The sequence below is a fragment of the Actinomadura sp. ATCC 39365 genome (genome assembly GCF_054392275.1).
Genome location: NZ_CP184335.1, coordinates 4910996 through 4930453, shown reverse-complemented (window position 1 = coordinate 4930453; position 19458 = coordinate 4910996). Strand labels below are relative to the sequence as shown.

The 19458-nt window shown below is 73.4% G+C and carries 20 protein-coding genes; 4 read left to right on the top strand and 16 right to left on the bottom strand.

All coding sequences use genetic code 11. The annotated features are described in order from the left end of the window. Nucleotides 1–111 precede the first annotated feature (111 nt). The 5 genes from ACNF49_RS24255 to ACNF49_RS24235 form a co-directional block, all read right to left on the bottom strand. A complete protein-coding gene (locus ACNF49_RS24255) occupies nt 112–330 on the bottom strand; it encodes a hypothetical protein (RefSeq protein WP_482945067.1) in 219 nt (72 codons plus the stop codon). Continuing rightward, nucleotides 318–1667 (bottom strand): serine hydrolase domain-containing protein, encoded by a 1350-nt coding sequence (locus ACNF49_RS24250; RefSeq protein WP_482945066.1) that lies wholly within the window; start codon nt 1665–1667, stop codon nt 318–320. The genes ACNF49_RS24255 and ACNF49_RS24250 overlap by 13 nt, the downstream gene beginning before the upstream one ends. 59 nt (nt 1668–1726) lie before the next feature. After that, nucleotides 1727–2581 carry a M55 family metallopeptidase gene (locus ACNF49_RS24245; protein WP_357981682.1) on the bottom strand — a complete coding sequence of 285 codons (855 nt, stop codon included), beginning with the start codon at nt 2579–2581 and terminating at the stop codon, nt 1727–1729. Nucleotides 2582–2583: 2 nt separating this feature from the next. Further along, nucleotides 2584–4017: an MFS transporter gene (locus tag ACNF49_RS24240; protein ID WP_482945065.1), complete on the bottom strand. Its 1434-nt coding sequence runs from the start codon at nt 4015–4017 to the stop codon at nt 2584–2586. 63 nt (nt 4018–4080) lie between these two features. After that, nucleotides 4081–4692: a TetR/AcrR family transcriptional regulator gene (locus ACNF49_RS24235; RefSeq protein ID WP_482945064.1), complete on the bottom strand. Its 612-nt coding sequence runs from the start codon at nt 4690–4692 to the stop codon at nt 4081–4083. Nucleotides 4693–4761: 69 nt separating this feature from the next. Between ACNF49_RS24235 and ACNF49_RS24230 the strand changes: the two genes are divergently transcribed. After that, complete coding sequence (locus ACNF49_RS24230) at nt 4762–6093, top strand: M14 family zinc carboxypeptidase (RefSeq protein ID WP_482945063.1); 1332 nt, start codon at nt 4762–4764, stop codon at nt 6091–6093. Here ACNF49_RS24230 and ACNF49_RS24225 read toward each other — a convergent pair. The 4 genes from ACNF49_RS24225 to ACNF49_RS24210 are packed head-to-tail and all read right to left on the bottom strand — an operon-like array spanning nt 6059 to nt 10219. Beyond that, the gene (locus ACNF49_RS24225) at nt 6059–6745 is read right to left on the bottom strand and encodes an alpha/beta hydrolase family protein (RefSeq protein WP_357981694.1); all 687 of its coding nucleotides are present in this window, start codon (nt 6743–6745) and stop codon (nt 6059–6061) included. The genes ACNF49_RS24230 and ACNF49_RS24225 overlap by 35 nt on opposite strands. 2 nt (nt 6746–6747) lie before the next feature. Beyond that, the gene (locus ACNF49_RS24220; RefSeq protein ID WP_482945062.1) at nt 6748–8082 is read right to left on the bottom strand and encodes an FAD-dependent oxidoreductase; all 1335 of its coding nucleotides are present in this window, start codon (nt 8080–8082) and stop codon (nt 6748–6750) included. Then, nucleotides 8079–9344: a kynureninase gene (gene kynU / locus ACNF49_RS24215; protein WP_357981700.1), complete on the bottom strand. Its 1266-nt coding sequence runs from the start codon at nt 9342–9344 to the stop codon at nt 8079–8081. The genes ACNF49_RS24220 and kynU overlap by 4 nt, the downstream gene beginning before the upstream one ends. A gap of 14 nt (nt 9345–9358) precedes the next feature. Further along, on the bottom strand, nt 9359–10219 hold the full coding sequence (locus ACNF49_RS24210; RefSeq protein WP_482945061.1) for a tryptophan 2,3-dioxygenase: 861 nt from the start codon (nt 10217–10219) through the stop codon (nt 9359–9361). A 165-nt stretch (nt 10220–10384) separates the two neighbouring features. Between ACNF49_RS24210 and ACNF49_RS24205 the strand changes: the two genes are divergently transcribed. After that, on the top strand, nt 10385–10834 hold the full coding sequence (locus ACNF49_RS24205) for an Lrp/AsnC family transcriptional regulator (protein WP_357981706.1): 450 nt from the start codon (nt 10385–10387) through the stop codon (nt 10832–10834). Here ACNF49_RS24205 and ACNF49_RS24200 read toward each other — a convergent pair. From ACNF49_RS24200 to ACNF49_RS24170, 7 genes are read right to left on the bottom strand one after another with little or no spacing between them, the layout of a single operon-like run. Then, nucleotides 10812–12050: a carboxylesterase family protein gene (locus tag ACNF49_RS24200; protein ID WP_482945060.1), complete on the bottom strand. Its 1239-nt coding sequence runs from the start codon at nt 12048–12050 to the stop codon at nt 10812–10814. The genes ACNF49_RS24205 and ACNF49_RS24200 overlap by 23 nt on opposite strands. Beyond that, on the bottom strand, nt 12047–13024 hold the full coding sequence (locus tag ACNF49_RS24195) for an amidohydrolase family protein (protein WP_482945578.1): 978 nt from the start codon (nt 13022–13024) through the stop codon (nt 12047–12049). Before ACNF49_RS24195 ends, ACNF49_RS24200 begins: the two co-directional genes overlap by 4 nt. A gap of 2 nt (nt 13025–13026) precedes the next feature. Continuing rightward, nucleotides 13027–13569, bottom strand: a complete 543-nt coding sequence (locus tag ACNF49_RS24190) for a 3-hydroxyanthranilate 3,4-dioxygenase (protein WP_357981713.1) — start codon at nt 13567–13569, stop codon at nt 13027–13029. Then, nucleotides 13566–13991, bottom strand: coding sequence for a RidA family protein (locus ACNF49_RS24185; RefSeq protein WP_352325096.1), 426 nt, complete (start codon nt 13989–13991; stop codon nt 13566–13568). The genes ACNF49_RS24190 and ACNF49_RS24185 overlap by 4 nt, the downstream gene beginning before the upstream one ends. After that, nucleotides 13988–14734 carry a 2-keto-4-pentenoate hydratase gene (locus ACNF49_RS24180; RefSeq protein ID WP_357981719.1) on the bottom strand — a complete coding sequence of 249 codons (747 nt, stop codon included), beginning with the start codon at nt 14732–14734 and terminating at the stop codon, nt 13988–13990. Before ACNF49_RS24180 ends, ACNF49_RS24185 begins: the two co-directional genes overlap by 4 nt. Next, nucleotides 14731–15528 (bottom strand): 2-keto-4-pentenoate hydratase, encoded by a 798-nt coding sequence (locus tag ACNF49_RS24175; RefSeq protein ID WP_358001374.1) that lies wholly within the window; start codon nt 15526–15528, stop codon nt 14731–14733. Before ACNF49_RS24175 ends, ACNF49_RS24180 begins: the two co-directional genes overlap by 4 nt. Nucleotides 15529–15536: 8 nt before the next feature. Further along, nucleotides 15537–16970 (bottom strand): 2-hydroxymuconic semialdehyde dehydrogenase, encoded by a 1434-nt coding sequence (locus tag ACNF49_RS24170; RefSeq protein ID WP_482945059.1) that lies wholly within the window; start codon nt 16968–16970, stop codon nt 15537–15539. 173 nt (nt 16971–17143) lie between these two features. On the opposite strand from ACNF49_RS24170, the gene ACNF49_RS24165 reads away from it, so the two are divergent. Together ACNF49_RS24165 and ACNF49_RS24160 are read left to right on the top strand one after the other, a co-directional pair. Next, nucleotides 17144–18454: an MFS transporter gene (locus ACNF49_RS24165; protein WP_357981728.1), complete on the top strand. Its 1311-nt coding sequence runs from the start codon at nt 17144–17146 to the stop codon at nt 18452–18454. 31 nt (nt 18455–18485) lie between these two features. Further along, nucleotides 18486–19457: a LysR substrate-binding domain-containing protein gene (locus ACNF49_RS24160; RefSeq protein WP_482945058.1), complete on the top strand. Its 972-nt coding sequence runs from the start codon at nt 18486–18488 to the stop codon at nt 19455–19457. The last annotated feature ends 1 nt before the right edge of the window (nt 19458 follow it).

The window sequence follows — 19458 nt, the reverse complement described above, 5'->3', positions numbered from 1 at the left end:
CGGGGAGTGAGCGGGGGGAATAGTCGGACGCTAGAAGCCCGGCCTCCCTCGTTCACTGACCCGGCAGCCAAACTCTGCGCGCCCCGGCTCGTGCTGCAGGCCAACACGGCCCTAGACCAGACCTGGGGGGACGCCGACGGGCGCGGTGCCCTCGGGCTGGGCGGCGAAGCGCAGGCCGAGCAGTCCGAAGCCGCTGAGCAGCAGGTCGCCGTCCCCGTCGAGGCGCAGGGTGAACGGGCCGGCCCGCCATGTCCCGCCGGGTGCGGGGGCGACGGGGGCCTGGAAGGTCAGGCCGACGCGCAGCGTCCCCTCGTCGATCACGGCGAGCACGCCCGTCTCGTCGTTGAGCCAGGCGCCCCGCGGGGCGGGCTCCTCCCCCGGCGGGTCGCACGGCTCGTACACGTGCGGCCATCGGATCGACCCGTCGTGGCCGAACAGCAGCCGCCCGTCCTCCGGCACGAGCCAGACCCGGCCGCCCGGCACCTGCGCGTACCAGCGGCCGTCGTCGTCGAGGGCGAGTTCGAGGTCGATGGCACCGGTCGAGGAGATCCCGCCGTCGCCGGCGGGTTCGAGCGTGAGCGTGGCGTCGGTCTCCGGGTCGTGCCAGTGCCCGAGCAGGGCGGGCCGCGCCGCCTCTGCCTCCGCCGGGCGGGCGGGGGCGGGACGGGGGCCGGGTCCTGGCCGGTGAGGGCGCGGGCCAGGCCGAGGCTGAGGCCGACCGGGTCCAGGCCGCTGTGGTTGGTCAGCACGGCCACGCCGAGGCCGGACTCCGGCAGGTGGACCAGGTTGCCGACGTAGCCGTGCATGCCGCCGGCGTGGCCGTACCCGGCCGACTCGCCGACGGTCAGGTGGCAGATGCCGCGGGCGTACCGCAGGACGGCGCCGTCGGCGAGCGTGGTCCGCTCCAGCAGCGCGGCGCGCACGTCGGCGCCCAGCACCCGGCCGTCGGCCAGGAAGCCGAACCAGGGGGCGAGGTCGGCGACGCTGGTCACCAGGCCGCCGTCGCCGACCGCGCTCTCCTGCGTGTCGGCCCGCGCGCCGGCGCCGTCGTAGCCGTAGGCCATCCGCGGCAGCGGGACGGAGGCGTCGTCGCGGAAGGCGGTGTCGTCCATGCCGAGGGGGGCGAAGAGCCGCTCGTGGGCGAAGTCGGCCAGCGACCGGCCGGTGAGCCGCCGGACCACGGCGGCGGCCAGGACGTAGCCGGTGTTGGAGTAGGAGAAGCGGGTGCCGGGCTCGAACGTGGTCCGGCGCATGCCCGCCACGATCTTCATCAGCCGTTCCTCGTCCATCAGGGTGAACGGGACGCCGGTGACGGCCTGCAGGCCGTACCACTCCGGCAGGCCGCCGGTGTGCCGCAGGCACTGGTCGAGCGTGACGGGCACGCCGAGCCGCAGCTCGGGGACGTGCTCGCGGACGTCGTCCGACAGGCTCAGCCTGCCGTCGCGGGCCAGCAGCAGCAGGCACGCGGCGGTGAACTGCTTGCTGATGGAGGCGATGTCGAAGCGGGTACGGGAGTCGATCGGGACGCCGAACTCGACGGTGGCCATGCCCCTCGCCGCGGTGTGCAGCACCTTGCCGTCGGCGTAGACCCCGACCGCCAGACCCGGCCCGCCGGGGCGGAGGCCGGGAAGGGCGTCGAGCGCGCGTTCTACCTGCTCAAATTCCATCGTTCAAGTATCTGGATGTCCTGGTTCGAAACGCTTGTCCGGAGCGGCAAACCTGGAGGCTACCTGGTTGGTCTGCCGTACAGGGCCATCCTGGCGATCATGGCGTCCGCCGCCAGGTGGTAGCAGGTCGTCACGCATCCGAGCACCTCCCTCGGGGTGGTGAAGGTGGCCGCGAGCGTCTTGTCGGCGATCCGGCGCACGCCCGGCACCAGCTCGCCCAGCTCGGCGGCGGGTGTGGTGGGCATGTCGATCTCCAGCTCCAGCACGCCGGGCAGCTCGAGCGGCCGCAGCTCGCCGGCCGAGCGCACGGTCTCCGCGGCCGCCTCCTTGATCAGCCGCCGCGCCTCGGCCGGCGAGAGGCTGTCGGCCGCGGTGTGCCCGTGAGCGATCTTCACGGCGACCGTGCGCACCCCGGGGAACGCCTTGCCCGCGACGTCGCAGATGACGTCGTCGCCGGTGAGCAGCCCCACCGGCACGCCGACGGCGGCCGCTTGGAGGGCGTTGACCTCGGCCTCCGAGACGATCGCGCCGTTGAGGCGCACCTCGTAGAAGTGCGAGGAGTAGGTGTGGGCGAGCACGCCCGGCGAGCCGGCGGCGGCGTGGTAGCCGAGGAACATGGCCACGTCGTGCTCGGCCGAGATGCCCTCGGCCATGCAGTCGAGCTTGGGCGTGCCGAAGATCAGCCGGGCGCGCGGGTCGAGCTCCTCGTGCAGCAGGTTGTCCATGGTGCCGTGGCTGTCGTTGACCAGGACGCTGGCCGCCCCGGCCGCGAACGCGCCCTCGATGGCGGCGTTGGCCTCGGCGGTCATCAGGCGCTGCGCCCGCGGGTAGCCGTGGCCGGCCCGGGAGACCTGGTCCATGGTGGCGATGCCCGCCACGCCTTCCATGTCGATGGAGATGTAGACGTTCGTCATCGTCACAGGCTTTCACCGGGGAGGACGGACGGCTTCGTCGCCAGGGCAGAAACCGCCTCCCCCTCTTGCGTCTTCCGCACAGTGGCGGGGATCACGAAGGCGGCGGCGACGGCCAGCAGGCCGAGCGCCGCCGACAGCAGGTACGTGTCGACGAAGCTCTGCTCGGTGGGCACCCCGGCGACGGCGCCGGAGGCCAGCACCATGGCGCCGAGCTGCGCCCCGAACGTGCCGCCGATGCTCTTGGCGACGAAGACCACGCCGCTGACCCCGGCCGCGCGGTCGCCGGGCACGTCGGCGGCCACGGCGTTGAGCCCGGCGGTGAGACCGATGGAGGCGCCCAGCCCGATGACCGTCACCGCGGCCATGACCTGCCAGGCGGCGGAGTGCCACAGGGCCAGGCCGCCGGTCCCGGCGCAGACGAGCACGCTGCCCAGCACCAGCACCGCGCGCCGGCCGAGCAGCCTGGTCATCGGCCCGACCAGCGGCGCGATCACGGTGCCCGCGACGCCCATGGGGAACATGTAGATGCCGATCCACAGGGTGTCGGCGCCCTGGCCGTACCCGGTGCCGGCGGGCGCGGCCAGCATCATCGGCAGGGCGACGACGAGGCCGAAGGAGGCGAAGCCGAGCAGCACCCCCATGGCGGTCACCCCGGCCGGGGTGCGTCCGGCCAGCAGCCGCAGGTCCACGAGCGGGTCGGCGACGCGCAGCTCGACGACCACCCACGGGCCCAGCGTCAGCACGGCGGCGGCGAACAGGGCGAGGGTGGCCGGGGACGTCCAGCCCCAGCTGGAGACGGCGGTCAGGCCCAGCATGACCAGGGCCACGCCGCCGCCGAGCAGCAGCCCGCCCGCCCAGTCGACGCGACCGCCGGCCGCGCGCGGGGTGGACGGCACGGTGAACCAGGCCAGCAGGGCGGCCGCCGCCACCCCGCCCGCGGCCAGCAGGAACAGCGACCGGTAGCCGAGGGCCGAGGTGATCGGCCCGGCCAGGATGAGGCCGAGCGCGCTGGCCAGCGCGGCGACGCCGACCATCAGGCCGTTGCCGGTGGCGGCGCGTTCGGGGGTGAGGGTGTCGCGGAACAGCCCCACGGTCAGGGGCAGCACGCCCAGCCAGATGCCCTCGATCGCCATGCCCGTGATCATCAGGGTGATGTTCGGCGCCAGGGCGGCGAGCAGGACCCCGGCGCCGCTGATCGCCATCAGCGCGAGCAGCACGCGCCGCTTGTCGTACATGTCGGCCAGGCGGCCGACGATGGGGGTGGCGATCGCCGAGCTGATCAGCGAGCCGGTGAAGATCCAGGCGAGCGCGCCGGGCGAGGCCCCCAGGTCCTGCTGGACGAGCGGGAGCGCGGGAGAGAGCGTCATCTCCATGGTCTGGAGGACGCCGATGAACAACACCGGTGCGCCGATGACGCCGAAGCCGGATCTGGACATGGTTCTGCCTTTCGGGGTGGGGTGACGTGCGGCCGTGTGGTCCCCCCGAACCCCGGCCGTGATCTAGGCCGGTCCGAGCACCTTCGGCGTGATCAGCGCCAGGGCGGTCTCGACGAAGAACTCCTCGTCGGCCTCGTGGGCGCCGAGCACGACGCTCTGGCCGAGCCCGGACAGCAGGGCCGACAGCGCGCGGGCCAGACGGAGCGCCTGGTCCTCGGTGACGGCGGCCCCGCCGTGCTCGCGGCCGGTGAACAGCGCGGCGAGCTCGACCTCGGTCGACCTGATCGAGGTGTTGAGCCTGCGGTGCAGGTCGGGGTCGTTGAGCACGAGGTCGAGCACGCGGGCCTCGAACAACATCCGGCCGGTCGCCTGCGGGTCGGCCGACATGCGCAGGAAGCGGCGGGCGATCTCGGCCACGACCTCCGCCAGCAGTGTGCCGAGCCCGCCGGTATCGGGCGTGCGCAGGTCGAGCGGGCCGACGTAGTCGTCGACCATGGCGGCCATCAGCCCGTTCTTGCCGCCGAACAACGAGTAGACCGCCCCCGTGGTCAGGCCGGCCAGCTCGGTGATGTCCTCCAGCTTGGCCTTCGAGCCGTCCCTGCCGACGATCTCGCGGGCGGCCTCGATCAGCGCGCGCCTGTTGGCGGCCTTGCTTTCCGCTCTGGTCAGCCGCATGACATCTCCTGCATGCCGTAAAGATAATCTGATTTACTAGAATAATCCAGATTATCAGGAGGCCCGAAAATGGACGTCGCCCCCCACATGAGCCGCGTGCCCGACTTCACCGCGTTCCCGACGGTGGACCAGATGCACGCCGAGCTCGACGACCTCGCCGCCGCCCACCCCGACCTGGTGCGCCTGCGCCGCATCGGCACCTCCCGCCTCGGCGAGCCGCTGCGCGTGGCCACCATCGGCGCGGGCCCCCACGACGCCGTGATCATCGGCGGCCCCCACCCCAACGAGCCCATCGGCGCGCTCACCGTCAGCACGCTGCTGCGTCAGCTCATCGAGGACACCGCGCTGCGGGAGGACTTCGGCTTCCGCTGGCACCTCGTCCCCTGCGTCGACCCCGACGGCGCCCGGCTCAACGAGGGCTGGTACGCCCGCCCGAGCGACCGCCGCGCCTACGCCGAGCACTTCTACCGCCCGGCCGAGGCCGACCAGGTCGAATGGACCTTCCCGTTGACCGGCGAGGACTACTTCTTCGACCGCACGCTGCCGGAGACCGAGGCGCTGATGCGGCTGATGGACGAGGTCCGGCCCGCCCTCGTCTACTCCCTGCACAACGGCGAGCTCCAGGGCGCCTTCTACTACCTCAGCCGGAACGACCCCGCGCTCGCCGCCCGCCTGACCGCCATCGCCGCGGACGAGGGCCTGCCCCTGCACATGGGCCCGCCGGAGCTGCCGAGCGCCGTCCAGATCGCGCCGGCGGCCTACCTGACCCCGCGGGGCGCCGAGATCGGCCCGACGTACGGCACCGGCGGCGGCAGCGTCGACTACGCCGACCGCTTCGGCGCCCTGCACCTGGTCACCGAGCTGCCCTACTGGGCCGATCCCCGCGTCGCCGACCAGACCCCGACCGGCCGGAAGTACCACGAGTCGATCAGCGACTGCGTGGCCGGGCAGCGCGACCTGATCGGCGAGCTGGCCGCCTCCCTCGCCCGCGTCGAGAGCGACCTGACCGTGCGCTCCGCCTTCCGCCGGGCGCTGGAGGACTTCGTCGGCACCCACGACGAGTTCATCGGCGAGTGGGAGGACCTGCCCGGCACCGACCGCCCGGCCACGGTGGCCGAGGTGGTCGGCGGCCGGCAGCTCGTGCACCTCATGCGGCTGCGGTACTGCGGCACCTACCTGCGCATGCTGGACGCCGAGCTGGCCGCGGGCAACCCGACGCCCGCCGTCCGGGCCGAGCGCGCCCGGCTCGGCGCGCGCTTCGAGGAGTGGTTCGAGGAGGCCGAGGCCGACGCGCAGAGCACGCCGATCCCGCTGCGCTCGCTGGTCGCGGTGCAGCTCGGCGCGGCGCTGCTCGCGGCGGACGCCGTCAGGCGGGCAGCAGAGCGGTCAGCTCACGCCTGACCAGCGGCCAGGTACGGCTCTCCGGGTCGATGAGCACGAAGTGGCCCGCCCCCGGGACGCGCACCAGCGACGTCCCCGGGTGGGCCGCCAGGTACGACTCCGAGACCTGGAGGGGGACCCGCTCGTCCGCCGTGCCGTGCACGATCACCAGCGGGCCTCGCCGGTCCGGCAGCCGTACCGGGTCCAGGCCGGGGTGGTCGTCCGGCGGCCCGCCGAGGAAGTCCGTCACCGCGCCGTCGTCGAGGTCCAGCCGCGCGGCCAGCCGCAGGTCGGCGACCGGGGCCAGGGCCAGGACGGCGGTCCCGCCCGGCGCGGCGCACATGGCGAGATGGCCGCCGGCCGAGTGGCCGACGACCACCGACGGCCGCAGCAGGCCGACCGCGGCCCGCACGTCCGCGACCGCCGCCGCCGGATCTCCCGGCCTGCGGCGGTACTCGACGGCGGCCACGCCGCACCCCGCCCGATGCAGCGCGTTGGCCATGGGCCGCAGGTGCGTCCGGTCGTACTCCGGGCGCCAGAACCCGCCGTGCACCAGCGCCACCACGGGTCCCTCACCCGGCCAGAGGTCGATCACCTGGTCGGCGTCGGCCCCGTACCGCAGGACGCGGACCGGACCGGGCGCCGGGCGGGTCAGGACGGCGCGGTTCTCCACCCTCACCTCCCGCCGGACCGGCGGGAGGTGAGCCGCGCGAGCCCGGCCGCGCCCGCCGCCAGCAGCGCGGCCCCGACCCCGGCGGCCCCGGCCAGCAGCAGGTGCTGCCGCCGTACCCGCCGCCTGACCTGCGCGTACGGCACCGTGGAGAACGACACCAGCTCGTACCGCGACACGTAGCGGCCGGGCAGCGCGCGTTCGAGCCGGTGCTCCACGCTCCTGGTCAGCCGGTGCACCGGGGAGGCCACCTTGTCGCGCATCTCGACGAAGTTGGCCAGCGCCATCTCGGCGATCGCGTCGGTGTCGTCCCTGCGCCGCAGCTCGAACAGCGGCAGCGCGCGGGCCCAGTCGCCGCCGGTCTCGGTCAGGCACCGGTCGAGCACGGTCACGTCCTCGAAACCGCAGTTGGCGCCCTGGCCGTAGAAGGGCACGATGGCGTGCGCCGCGTCGCCGATCAGGCCGACCCGGCCGTCCGTCTGCCATGGCGCGCAGCGGACGGTGCCGAGCCGGCCGACCGGGTTCTCCATGTACTCCTCTACCAGACCGGGCGCGAGGGGGGGCACGTCCGGGTAGTGGGTGCGGAAGTGACGTTCGATCGCGGCCGGGCCGCTCAGCGAGGCGAAGCTCGACGTGCCGTCGGTCGGCCAGAACATCGTGCAGGTGAAGGAGCGGTCGGGGTTGGGCAGCGCGATCATCATCGAGGTGCCGCGCGGCCAGATGTGCAGCGCGCCGGGGTCGAAGGCGAACTCGCCGGCCACGGCCGGGATCGTCAGCTCCTTGTAGCCGTGGCCGAGGAAGTCCAGGCTCTCCCTGATGCCCCGGTGGGCCACCAGCTCGGCCCGTACGGCCGAGCCGGCCCCGTCGGCGCCGAGCACCACGCCGCCCGCCGCGCGCACCGGGCCGGCCGCGGTGTCGAACTCCATCGCGCCGGTCGCCGGGTCCAGGCCGGTCAGCCGGTGCCCGAAGAAGATCTTCACGCCCGGCGCGGACTCCGCGGCGTCCAGCAGCGTGTTGTTGAGCGCGCCGCGGCTGATGGAGTTGATCGAGCGCACCCCGTCGTGGCTGTACGGCTGGAGGTCCAGCGGCCCGTCCACCGGGTGGATCATCCGGCCGCGCATCGGCAGCGCGCCGGCCATGACCTTCTCCTCCAGGCCGATCCGGCGCAGCGCGTCCAGCCCGCGTTCGGAGATGGCCAGGTTGATCGACCGGCCGCGCTCGGCGAGCCCGGCGCGCGGGTCGGGCCGCCGTTCGTACACGGTCACGTCGAGGCCGCGCCGGGCCAGGTAGCAGGCGAGCAGGCAGCCGGTCAGGCCCGCGCCGACCACGGTGACGTTCATCGGTCCTCCTCGACGCACTCGGCCAGTGCGACGGCCGCGCGCCAGCAGTCGTGGTAGGTCGAGTACAGGGGCGTCGGCGCCAGGCGGACGACGTCCGGCTCGCGGGCGTCGGCGATCACCCCGTGCTCGTGGCGCAGCCGCCGGGTCAGCTCGGCCGCGCCGCCGCGCTCGACGCGCAGGGAGAGCTGGCAGCCCCGGCGGGCCGGGTCGCGCGGCGTGACCACCGTGAGCGGCCTGGTGGGGGTGACCCGGTCGAGCAGGCTCTCCAGGTATCCGGTGAGCCGTACGCTGCGGGCCCGCAGGGCGGTCATCCCGATCCGGTCGAAGACGCCGAGCGAGGTGCGTACCGGGCCCATCGCGTAGATCGGCGGGTTGGAGACCTGCCAGGCGTCGGCGCTGGCCGGCGGCCGGGAGACCGGCGCCATCTCGAACCGGGTCGCCTGCTCGGTGCTCCACCAGCCCTCCAGCCGCTGCAGCGCCGGGTCGCCCAGGTGCCGCTGGTGGACGAACACGCCGCCGAGGGCGCCGGGCCCGGAGTTGAGGTACTTGTAGGAGCACCAGGCGGCGAAGTCCGGCCCCCACGCGTGCAGTTCCAGCGGCACGTTCCCGGCGGCGTGCGCCAGGTCCCAGCCGACGGCCGCGCCGCTCGCCCGGCCGGCCGCCGTGATCGCCGGGATGTCCATGAGCTCGCCGGTCAGGTAGTTGACGCCGCCCAGCAGGACCAGCGCGACCGTGTCGCCCTCGCGCTCCAGGAAGTCCAGCACCTCCTGGCCGCCGCCCAGCCGGACCACCGTCTCGTCCGGGTCGAGGCCGTGCAGCCGGGCCTGGCTGCGCACGGCGTAGCTGTCGGAGGGGAACGCGGTGTCCTCGATGAGGATCCGGGTCCGCGTGCCGCGCGGCCGGTAGAACGAGACCATCAGCAGGTGCAGGTTGACGGTCAGCGAGTTCATCACCACCGTCTCCTCGGGCAGCGCCCCGACCAGCCGGGCGGCGGGGCCGGTGAGCCGCTCGTGGTAGGGCAGCCACGGACGGGCCCCCTCCAGATGTCCCTCCACGCCGAGCCGGCCCCATGCCTCCAGGTCCTCGGCCAGCTCCGCCGCCGTCGCCCGGGGCTGGAGGCCCAGGGAGTTGCCGGCGAAGTAGGCGCACTCGGGGTGGCCGCCGCCGTCGGCGGGCGGGATCAGGAAGAGCTCGCGGTGGCCCGGGTCGTCGCGGTCGCGGCGGAGGGCGTCCTGCTCGGCGGGCTTCCAGTCGTCGATCACGTCTCGTCCGTTCTTCACATGTGGGTCCGGGCGGACCACAGCTCGGGGAAGACCACCCGCGCCATGCTGCGCTCCAGCCAGGCCAGGCCGTTGGAGCCGCCGCTGCCGGGCTTGGCGCCCATCGACCGGCGGACCGCCGTCACGTGCTGGTAGCGCCAGTCGCCGAACTGTTCCGCCACGTCGGTCAGCGCCTCGCCGAGCAGCCGCGGCGCGTTGCCGGGGCCGGTGTCGCGGTACACCTCGACCCAGGCCCGCTCGACGGCCGGGTGCGGCTCGTGCTCGACGGCGAAGTCGCGCTCCAGCAGCTCCTGGGGGAGGTCGTGGCCGCGCCGGGCCAGCAGGGCGATGGCGTCGTCCCACAGGCTCGGCGACTCCAGGGTCGTGAGCAGGTCGCGGTGGGTGCGGTCCTGGCGTCTGAACGGGCGCAGCAGGGCCGGGTTCTTCAGCCCCAGCAGGAACTCCACGTGCCGGTACATCGCCGACTGCAGGCCGCTGGCCTCGCCGAGCTCGTCCCGGAAGCGGTTGAAGTCGGCGGGGGTCATCCAGCGCAGGCCGCGCCAGCTCGCGTTCAGGCCCTCCAGGTGCAATGCGGTACGGCGCAGCGGGTCCAGCGCGCCCCACACGTCGTCGGCGCGCAGCCGCTCCTGCGTGTTGCGCAGCTCGAAGGCGATGAGCTTGAAGTACAGCTCCATCACCTGAGTGATCATCAGGAACGACATCTCGCCCGCGTCGTCGCTCATCGGGTGCTGCAGCTCGTGCAGCACGTCGGTGCGGACGTAGGCGTCGTAGGGGGTGCGGGTCTCGAAGTCCAGGGTGGGAGCTCCGCCCGTCGCCCTGGCTCTTTCGGCGCGTTCCTCCGCCGTGGTCGGCCGCACTGCCAAAAACTGTCGCGTCGCGTCCACGCGCTTGCCCTTCTCTTAGCCTGCTGTCCCCATGATGGCGTCGGGATGATGGAGAAGGAATGCCACATGGAAGGCGATATCGCGATATAGGCTTATTTTTTGGTATAAATCTGGATTTGAGGCTTACGAACGGAAGGCATGATCGTGGACGAGACCGACTGGGAGTTGCTGCGCGAGCTCCAGGACAACGCCCGGCTCTCCCTCAAGGAGTTGTCGCGCCGGATCCACCTGTCCGCGCCCTCGGTCGCCGACCGCGTACGGAAGCTGGAGGAGTCGGGCGTGATCACCGGCTACCACGCGACGGTGGACCCGGTGCGGGCCGGCTGGCCGGTCTCGGCCTTCATCCGCATGTCCTGCTACGGCACGCGCTGCGTGCTGCGCGACCCCGAGGTGGCCGGCTGGCCGGAGGTCCGCGAGATCCACCGGGTCACCGGCGACGTGTGCAGCATCCTGCGGATCGTGGCGGTCTCCATGGTCGCCTTCGAGGACCTGATCGACCGCCTGGCGGTCTACGGGCCGCCCTCCAGCACCATGATCCTGTCCACCCCGCTCCCCGGCCATCCCCTCACCACCCCCGACGGCCCGTGACCCCGTCCGCCTCGCGGCCGGCCGGGGTCGTCCACGGGCCCGTGCCGTCGTGGCAGAAGCGGGCGAAGGCGGTGCTCATCGAGTGGGCCAGGGCGTCCACGCGGGGGCCCGTGCCCGTCAGCGGCGTTCCGTGGGTGCCGAGGTAGAGGGGCACGTCCACCAGGTGGCAGGCGCCCAGGTCGACGCCGCCGTGGCTCATGGGTGAGCGGTGCCCGCAGACGTGGTGCCCGGCGGGGCCGTGATGGGCGTCGGCGAGCTCCTGGGCGGGCCCGGCGAAGAGCTCGCCGGTGTCCAGGCCGTCCTGGCCGATCGCGGTGAACAGGCGGGTCTCCTCGGCCGTTGTCGTCACCAGCAGCGGGACGCGCGCGGCGGCGCCCGTGCGGACGGCCTCCACCGGGTGGACGGCCAGCAGGTCGCCGTCCACGACGGGCGCGGCGGGCAGCAGCCCCGCGGCCGGGGCGCAGGCGCGTACGGCGGCCTCCTCGGCGGCCAGCAGCCCGGCGAGCGGCACGGCGTACGGGTCGCCGCCGAGCGCCGAGCGTGCCACGGAGGTCCAGGCGGCGGCCTCGGCGGGCGTGCGGAACCCGTACGGGACGGGGCTCATCGCCGCCGCCCTGGCGAACAGGCCGGGCGCGCACGTCATCAGGGCCAGCACGCAGGTGCCGCCCGCCGAGTGCCCGGCCAGGGTGACGTTCGCCGGGTCGCCGCCGAGGGCCGCGATGTTGGCGCGCACCCACTCCAGGGCCGCGATCTGGTCGCGCAGCGCCAGGTTGGCCGGCACGCCGTCGCCGTGCCAGAAGCCCGGCAGGCCGAGCCGGTAGTTCACGGTCACCACGACCAGGCCGTGGTCACGGGCGAGCGCGGTGCCGTCGTACATCGCCTGGGAGCCCGAGCCGAAGACGAACGCGCCGCCGTGCAGGAAGACCAGCACCGGGCGGCGCCCCTCGGTGGCGGGCGTCCAGACGTTGAGGAACAGGCAGTCCTCGGCCGACGTGGCCGGGTCGATCTCCAGGCCCGGCACCCAGGCCATGCGGCCGGGCCGCTGCGGGGCGGGCGGGCCGGGGGTGCGGGCGTCCGCGACGCCCGGCCAGGGGCGCGCGGGCTCCGGCGCGGCGAGCCGGCGGGCGGGCGCGGCGTAGCGCACCCCCTTGAACGTGCTCACGCCGCCGCCCCGGACGCCGCGCAACGCCCCGAGCGGCGTCTCGGCGACCGTCATCCCCCGAGCCCCAGGAAGGCGGCAGCGTTGCCGCCCAGGACGGCGGCGCGGCCCTGCTCGTCCAGCTCGGCGCAGGCGCGCACCACCGCGCCCGGCTCCTGCTCCCCCAGCGGGAACGGGAAGTCGGTGCCGAGCATGACCCGCTCGGCCCCCATCACCTCGACCAGCAGCCGCAGGGCGCGCGGGTCGAACACCGCCGAGTCCACGTAGAAGCGGTCGGTGTAGGCCGACGGCGGCCTGGGCGAGTGCTCGCGGACGATGTCGCGCTGGTGCCAGGCGTTGTCGGCCCGGCCCAGCAGGTAGGCGAAGCTGCCGCCGCCGTGGCAGAAGCACAGCCGCAGCGAGCTCGGCAGCCGCTCGAACGCCCCGGACAACATCAGCGACAGGATGCCGAGGTGGGTCTCGGCCGCCATGCCGACCAGCCACGGCAGCATGTGGCCGCGCATGCGGTCGGCGCCCAGCATGTCCCAGGGGTGGACGAGCACCGGCATGTCCAGCTCGGCGCAGTGCGCGAGGAAGGCGACGATGTCGGGGTCGTCCAGGTTGCGCTCGCCGACGTGGTTGCCGATGTGCACGCCTCGGTGACCGGCGGCCTTGGCCTCGGTGACGGTCCTGGCGGCCAGGGCGGCGTCCTGCAGCGGCACCTGGCACAGCGGCAGCAGCCGGTCGGGCGCATGCGCGCAGTGGTCGAGCACGCGCTCGTTGACCATGGCGCACCACTCGGCGGCACGGGCCGGCTCGGCCGCGTAGCCGAACAGCAGCGGGGTCGAGGAGACCGCCTGCACGGCCACGCCGATGCGGTCCATGGCGGCCACGCGGGCCCCGGCGTCCCACAGCTCCGGCGTGACCGGGCGATAGTCGTCCTCGCCGCTCATCATCATGCCGTCGCGCAGCCACGGCTCACCGGCCCCGGCGAGCGTCCTGGCCTCCTCGCGGGAGATCCGCGGGAAGACGTGCGCGTGCACGTCGATCATCGTCACCGGACCACCGGCCGCAGGTGGTCCGGCCAGTCCTTGCCGGGGTGCTCGGCGCCGCAGTGGGGGCACGTGCGGTCGCCCTCGTGGAAGGCGCGGAAGACCGGCGGCAGGTCGTCGACGATCGACTGGAGCTGCACCTCGGCGCGGTGGACCAGGCGGTGGCAGTTGACGCAGTACCACTCGAAGGCGTCCAGCGCGCCCTGCGGGCGGGCGAACTCCACGACCAGGCCGATCGAGCCGGGCACCGGCCGCTGCGGCGAGTGCCGCACGTGCGGCGGCAGCAGGAAGACGTCGCCCTCGCCGATCTGCACGTCCACCGGCGGCTTGCCCTCCTCCTCCATGACCCGCAGCACCATGCCGCCCCTGAGCTGGTAGAAGAACTCCTCGATCGGGTCGTCGTGGAAGTCGGTGCGCTGGTTGGGCCCGCCCACGATCGTCACCATGAGGTCGGCGTCCTTCCAGATCTGCGCGTTGCCGACCGGCGGCTTGAGCAGGTCCTGGTGCTCGTCGATCCACTTGTTCAGGTTGAAGGGGGGGATCATGCCTGGCTCCTTTGGGGGATGAGGGCGGTGCAGGAGATCTCGATCAGCAGGTGCGGGTGCGGGAGCTGGTGGACGGCGACCGTGGTGCGGGCGGGGCCGCTCTCGTCGAAGTACTCGCCGTAGACCTCGTTGTAGCCGCCGAAGTCGTTCATGCTGACCAGGTACGCGGTCACGTTCACCACGTCTTCCAGGCCGCCTCCGGCGGCGGCCAGCAGGTCGGCGATGTTCTCGATCACCGCCCTGGTCTGCTCGCGGATGTCGAGGCTGGTGGTGCCCAGCTCGTCCGCGCTCGCCCCGGCGAAGGAGCCGTCGGGGCGGCGCGAGCTGGTGCCCGACACGAACACGAAGTCGCCGGCCCGCTTGACGTGCGGGAACCGGCCGCGGGGCCGGGCCTTGCCCTCGACCAGCAGCGCGTCGCTCATCGGGTGGTCACCTCCACGTGTCCGAGGCCGGCGGCGGCGACACGTACGTGCGCCCCGGCGGGCAGCGGCACCGCCGCTGTGGCCGCCCCGGCCAGGACGATCCAGCCGGCCTCCATCTCGATCCCGGCGGCCCTGGTCAGCCGGGCGGCCGCGGTCAGCGCGCGCAGCGGGTGGCCGAGGATGGCCGCCGACGAGCCGCCGGCGACCTGGCGGCCGTCGATCTCCATGACCAGGCCGAGGTTGCCGATGTCGCCGGCGTCCTTCGGGCGGCGCCAGGGGCCGACGCCGAAGCCGCTGGCCGAGGCGTTGTCGGCGATGACGTCGGGCAGGGTGAAGCTGAAGCCCTCGTAGCGGGAGTCGAGCACCTCGTACCCGACCGCGACGCCGCCGACGGCCGAGGCCACGTCGGCGGTGCCGCGCACCGGCCGGTCCAGCAGGAACGCGATCTCGGGCTCGATCCGCGGGTGGATCAGGCCGGCGGTGTCGAGCCGGGACTCCACCAGCATGGCGTCGGTGAGCAGGCCCCAGATGACGTCGTCCACGCCCATCTGGGCCATCTTGGCGCGGCTGGTGAAGCCCATCTTGACGCCGATGAGCCGCTCGCCGCGGGCCAGCCGCCGCTCGATCAGGGCGCGCTGCACCTCGTACGCGGCGGGCACGTCGAGGTCGGCCGCGTCGGTCAGGCGGGGGATGGCGCGGCCGGTCAGGGTGGCCTCGTCCAGGCGTTCGGCGAGCGCGTTCACCGCTCCTCCTTCTCGTCGTCGGCGGCGAAGGCGGCGCGGACGTCGCCCAGCCCGTCGATGCGGGCCTCCAGCACGTCGCCCGGCCGCACCGGGACGACCGGACCGAGCGCCCCGGTCAGCACGGTGTCGCCCGCCTGGAGCGGACGGCCGAGCGCGGCCAGCGTGTCGGCCAGCCAGACCGCGGCGTGCAGCGGATGGCCCAGGCAGGCCGCGCCGACGCCGGTCGAGACCTGCTCGCCGCGCCGTTCGATGACCATCCCGGCCAGCCGCAGGTCCACGTCGCGCAACGGGACCGGGCGGGTGCCGAGCACGTACAGGCCGGAGGAGGCGTTGTCGGCGACCGTGTCGGCCAGGGTGATGTCCCAGTCGCGGATGCGGCTGCCGACGACCTCGATCGCGGGCAGCGCGAACGCCGTCGCGGCGATCACGTCGGCGACCGTGTGACGCTCGTGCGGCAGGTCGCGGTCGAGCACGAGCGCGACCTCGGCCTCGGCGCGCGGCTGGAGCACCGCGCCGGCCGGGATCTCCTCGCCGTCGGGCACCGCCATGTCGGCGAACAGCACGCCGAAGTCGGGCGAGCCGACGCCGAGCTGCGCCTGCACGGCCTTGCTGGTCAGCCCGACCTTCCGGCCGGTGATCCGCCTGCCCTCGCCGAGCCAGTGCTCGGTGAGCAGGCTCTGCACCGCGTAGGCCGCCTCCAGGCCGTCGACCAGGTCGCGGACCGGCTCGCACGGGCGGCCGGACGCGTACGCCTCCAGCAGCCGCGCCGCGGCGGCGCGATGGTTGTCTGTCACTTCTGTCCTCATATCTTGACGCACACGTTGACGGGCTCGGAGAAGAAGTCGAGCGAGTACTCGCCGCCCTCACGCCCGATGCCGGAGGCCTTCACGCCGCCGAACGGGGTGCGCAGGTCGCGCAGGTTCCAGCAGTTGACCCAGACGATGCCGGCCTGGATCCGGGGTGCCACGCGGTGGGCGCGCGACAGGTCGGTGGTCCACACGGTGGCGGCCAGGCCGTACGGGCTGTCGTTGGCCAGCCGGACGGCCTCGTCCTCGTCGTCGAAGGGGGCGACGTGGCAGATGGGGCCGAAGACCTCCTCGCGGACGGTCCTGGCGTGCGGCGGCAGGCCGGTGATCACGGTGGGCTCGACGTGGAAGCCGTCGTCGCGGGCGTCGCCGAACTCCGGCACGCCTCCCCCGGCCAGCACCGTCGCGCCCTCCTCGACGGCCAGCCGGTAGTAGGACAGCACTTTGTCGCGGTGCTGCGCCGAGATCATCGGTCCGTAGCCGCGCAGGCCCCTGGCCCGCTCGGCCAGCGCCCGGGTGAACGCCTCGAAGATCGGGCGCTGGACGTAGACGCGCTCGGTGCACAGGCAGATCTGGCCGGAGTGGGTGAAGCTGGAGCGGATCGTGCCCTCGACGGCCTCCTCCAGGTCGGCGTCGGCGAAGACCAGGGCCGGGTTCTTGCCGCCGAGCTCGAAGGAGACCGGGGTGACGTGCGCGGCGGCGTTGCGCATGATGGCGCTGCCGGTGGCCGAGGCGCCGGTGAAGGCGATGGCGTCCACGCCGGGGTGCGCGGTCAGGTGCTCGCCGGCCGCCCCCGCGCCGTGGCCGTGGACCAGGTTGAACGCGCCGGCCGGCAGGCCCGCCGCGTCGATCACCTCGGCCAGCAGGGTGGCGGTGGAGGGGGTCTCCTCCGACGGCTTGGCCACGACGGCGTTGCCCGCGGCCAGGGCCGGTGCGACCTTCCAGGTGAGCAGCAGCAGCGGCAGGTTCCACGGCGAGATGACGGCGACCACGCCGAGCGGGCGGCGCACGGTGTAGTTGAGCGCCTGCCCGCTGCCGCTCCAGGCCGGGACGCTGGTGGGGTAGGCACGCTCGGGGCGGCCGTAGGCGAGGTCGGCGTAGGCGCGGAAGTTGCCGGCGGCGCGCGGGATGTCCACCGTCGCGGCCAGCTCGCGCGGCTTGCCGGTGTCGGCGGCCTCGGCCTCGACGAACTCCTCGAACCTGGCCTCGATCCCGTCGGCGATCCGGCGCAGGTACGCGCACCGCTCCTCGGTGGAGGTGGCTCCCCAGGGGCCGTCGAGGGCGGCGCGGGCGGCCCGGACCGCCTCGTCGACGATCTCGCGGGACGCCTCGGGGACGGCCCCGACGGTACGGCCGTCGACGGGCGAGATGAGGGGGAAGTCCGTCCCCGCCGTCGTGAAGACGCCGTTGACGTAGTGCGCGGGCTTCATGGTCGACATTCTGCTGATAGCTCGCCATAACAGTCCAATACCGAAATATCGCCTGGCTATCTTTATTTCGTTATATGTCGGTTCTGCTATGCCTGCCGACCGAATAGGTATTCGTTCTGGCATACCACCAGCGTGCATCCTCTTCCGTACCCTCATTCGGAAGGCACAGAGAGATGGACACAGATCGCCGCCTGGCCGCCCGCCGCGTCTCGCGGGCCGCCTTCATCGGCACCGCCATCGAGTGGTACGACTTCTTCCTCTACGGCACCGCCGCGGCCCTCGTCTTCAACAAGCAGTTCTTCCCCGCCATGGACCCGGTCGCCGGCTCCATCGCCTCCTTCGGCACCATGACCGTGGGATTCCTCGCCCGCCCGCTCGGCGGCATCGTCTTCGGCCACTTCGGCGACCGGATCGGGCGGCGCAACACGCTCGTCGTCTCGCTGCTCATCATGGGGATCGGCACCACGCTGATCGGCGTGCTGCCGACGTACGACAGCCTGGGCGTGTGGGCGGCGGTGCTGCTCGTGGTGATGCGCATCGCCCAGGGCATCGGCCTGGGCGGCGAGCTCGGCGGCGCGGTGGTGCTGACGATGGAGCACGCGCCGAAGGGCCGGCGCGGCCTGTTCGGGGCGTTCCCGATGATGGGCACCCCGGCGGGCATGTTGTGCGCCAACGCCGTCTTCCTCGGCACGTCCTCGCTGCTGGGCGAGGAGAGCTTCATGGCCTGGGGCTGGCGGGTGCCGTTCCTGCTCAGCATCGTGCTGGTGGCGGTCGGGCTGTACCTGCGGCTGCGCATCGAGGAGAGCCCCGACTACGCCGACCTGGTCGAGCGGCGCAAGCCGGTCAAGCTGCCGATCGCGGTGGTGCTGCGCGACCACTGGCGCGAGGTGGTGCACACGATCGGCGTGATCATCGGCAACAGCGCGGTGGCCTACATCTTCATGGTCTACATCCTCGGCTACGGCGAGGCCGCGGCCGGCCTGTCGCGCACGTTCCTGCTCAGCTGCGTGATCGGCGGCGCCGCCGTGTGGCTGGTGACCGCGCCGCTGTGGGCCCACCTCGGCGACCGGCACGGGCTGCGTTCCGTCTTCACCTGGGGCTCGGTGGTGCTGCTGGCCGGCGCCCTGGCGATCCTGCCGGTCGTCAACACCGGCAACAAGCCCTTCATCGCGCTGTTCATGGTGGTGATGGGCGCGGTGCTGGCCATGACGCACGCGCCGCAGGGCACGCTGACCGCCAGCTTCTTCCCGGTCGCGATCCGGTACTCCGGCACGTCGGTGGCCTACCAGCTCGCCTCGCTGCTGGGCGGCGGCATCACGCCGCTGGTGGCCGCCTCGCTGTTCGCCTCGACCGGGACCTCGCTGTCGATCACCGCCTACCTGGCCGTGGTGACGGTCATCAGCCTGGTCGCCGCTCTGGTGATCCCCCGCAACGACGCCGAACGCCTGGGTGACCAGCCGGTTGCCGCCGACATAGCGAAATAGGGCAGGTTAGCCCTGGTCATATGATGATTTCGTGATATCTCGTCCGCTGGACCTGCTGAGCGGCCGGCTCAAGCTGCGGCATCTCGTGCTCGTGACCACCATCGCCGAGCAGGGCGGCGTCCTGCGCGCCGCCGAGCACCTCCACCTGGCCCAGCCCGCCGTGACCCGGGGGCTGCGGGAGGTGGAGCAGATCCTCGGGGTGGAGCTGTTCACCCGCGGATCGCGCGGCGTCACCCCCACCCTCTTCGGCGAGGCGTTCATCGAACACGCCCGCGCCGTGCAGGCCGAGCTGCGCCGCGCGGGCGAGCGCATCGCCGGCCTGGCCGACGGCACGGCCGGCACGGTCACCGTCGGCACCCTGCTGGCCGCCACGAACGTGCTGCTCCCCCGCTCCATCGCCGCGCTCAAGGCCGAGCGGCCGGGCATCACCGTGATCGTCAAGGAGGGCACGTTCGACTCGCTGGTCCCCCAGCTCACCGGCGGCGACCTCGACCTGATCCTCGGCCGGCTCAACCCGATCGAGGACCGCCCGGACCTGCGCCAGATCCCGCTCTACAACGAGCCCGTGCTGCTGGTCGCCCGCGCCGGGCACCCGGCGGCGCACGCCCGCGCGCTGGCCGGCCTGCTGGACTACCCGTGGATCCTGCCGCTGGAGCAGACCTCGCTGCGGCGGGAGCTGGAGCAGGTGTTCCACCGCAACGGGCTGCCGCTGCCACCCGACCGCACCGAGTGCACCTCGATCCTGACGATCCGCTCCCTGCTGCTCGGCACGGACATGATCGCCGCGCTGCCCGCGCTCTTCGTCAGGACAGACCCCCAGCTCCTCGAACTCCAGGTGCCGCTGCCGTCGGTGCGCCGCTCGGTCGGCGCCACCCTGCCCGGGGCCCGCGCCCTGACGCCCGCGGGCAAGGTCATGCTCGCCCACCTCCAGCAGCAGGCACGGCGCCTCGACACCGGGCAGGACGCCGACGACGCCGACGGCCCGGCGCCGGTGGGAGACTGAG

What these genes read in the sequence shown, in the direction of transcription:
- ACNF49_RS24250 (WP_482945066.1), bottom strand. Translation starts at nt 1,667, where the DNA reads ATGGAATTTGAGCAGGTAGAACGCGCGCTCGACGCCCTTCCCGGCCTC.
- ACNF49_RS24245 (WP_357981682.1), bottom strand. Translation starts at nt 2,581, where the DNA reads ATGACGAACGTCTACATCTCCATCGACATGGAAGGCGTGGCGGGCATC.
- ACNF49_RS24240 (WP_482945065.1), bottom strand. Translation starts at nt 4,017, where the DNA reads ATGTCCAGATCCGGCTTCGGCGTCATCGGCGCACCGGTGTTGTTCATC.
- ACNF49_RS24235 (WP_482945064.1), bottom strand. Translation starts at nt 4,692, where the DNA reads ATGCGGCTGACCAGAGCGGAAAGCAAGGCCGCCAACAGGCGCGCGCTG.
- ACNF49_RS24230 (WP_482945063.1), top strand. Translation starts at nt 4,762, where the DNA reads ATGGACGTCGCCCCCCACATGAGCCGCGTGCCCGACTTCACCGCGTTC.
- ACNF49_RS24220 (WP_482945062.1), bottom strand. Translation starts at nt 8,082, where the DNA reads ATGAACGTCACCGTGGTCGGCGCGGGCCTGACCGGCTGCCTGCTCGCC.
- ACNF49_RS24205 (WP_357981706.1), top strand. Translation starts at nt 10,385, where the DNA reads ATGATCGTGGACGAGACCGACTGGGAGTTGCTGCGCGAGCTCCAGGAC.
- ACNF49_RS24200 (WP_482945060.1), bottom strand. Translation starts at nt 12,050, where the DNA reads ATGACGGTCGCCGAGACGCCGCTCGGGGCGTTGCGCGGCGTCCGGGGC.
- ACNF49_RS24195 (WP_482945578.1), bottom strand. Translation starts at nt 13,024, where the DNA reads ATGATCGACGTGCACGCGCACGTCTTCCCGCGGATCTCCCGCGAGGAG.
- ACNF49_RS24190 (WP_357981713.1), bottom strand. Translation starts at nt 13,569, where the DNA reads ATGATCCCCCCCTTCAACCTGAACAAGTGGATCGACGAGCACCAGGAC.
- ACNF49_RS24185 (WP_352325096.1), bottom strand. Translation starts at nt 13,991, where the DNA reads ATGAGCGACGCGCTGCTGGTCGAGGGCAAGGCCCGGCCCCGCGGCCGG.
- ACNF49_RS24170 (WP_482945059.1), bottom strand. Translation starts at nt 16,970, where the DNA reads ATGAAGCCCGCGCACTACGTCAACGGCGTCTTCACGACGGCGGGGACG.
- ACNF49_RS24165 (WP_357981728.1), top strand. Translation starts at nt 17,144, where the DNA reads ATGGACACAGATCGCCGCCTGGCCGCCCGCCGCGTCTCGCGGGCCGCC.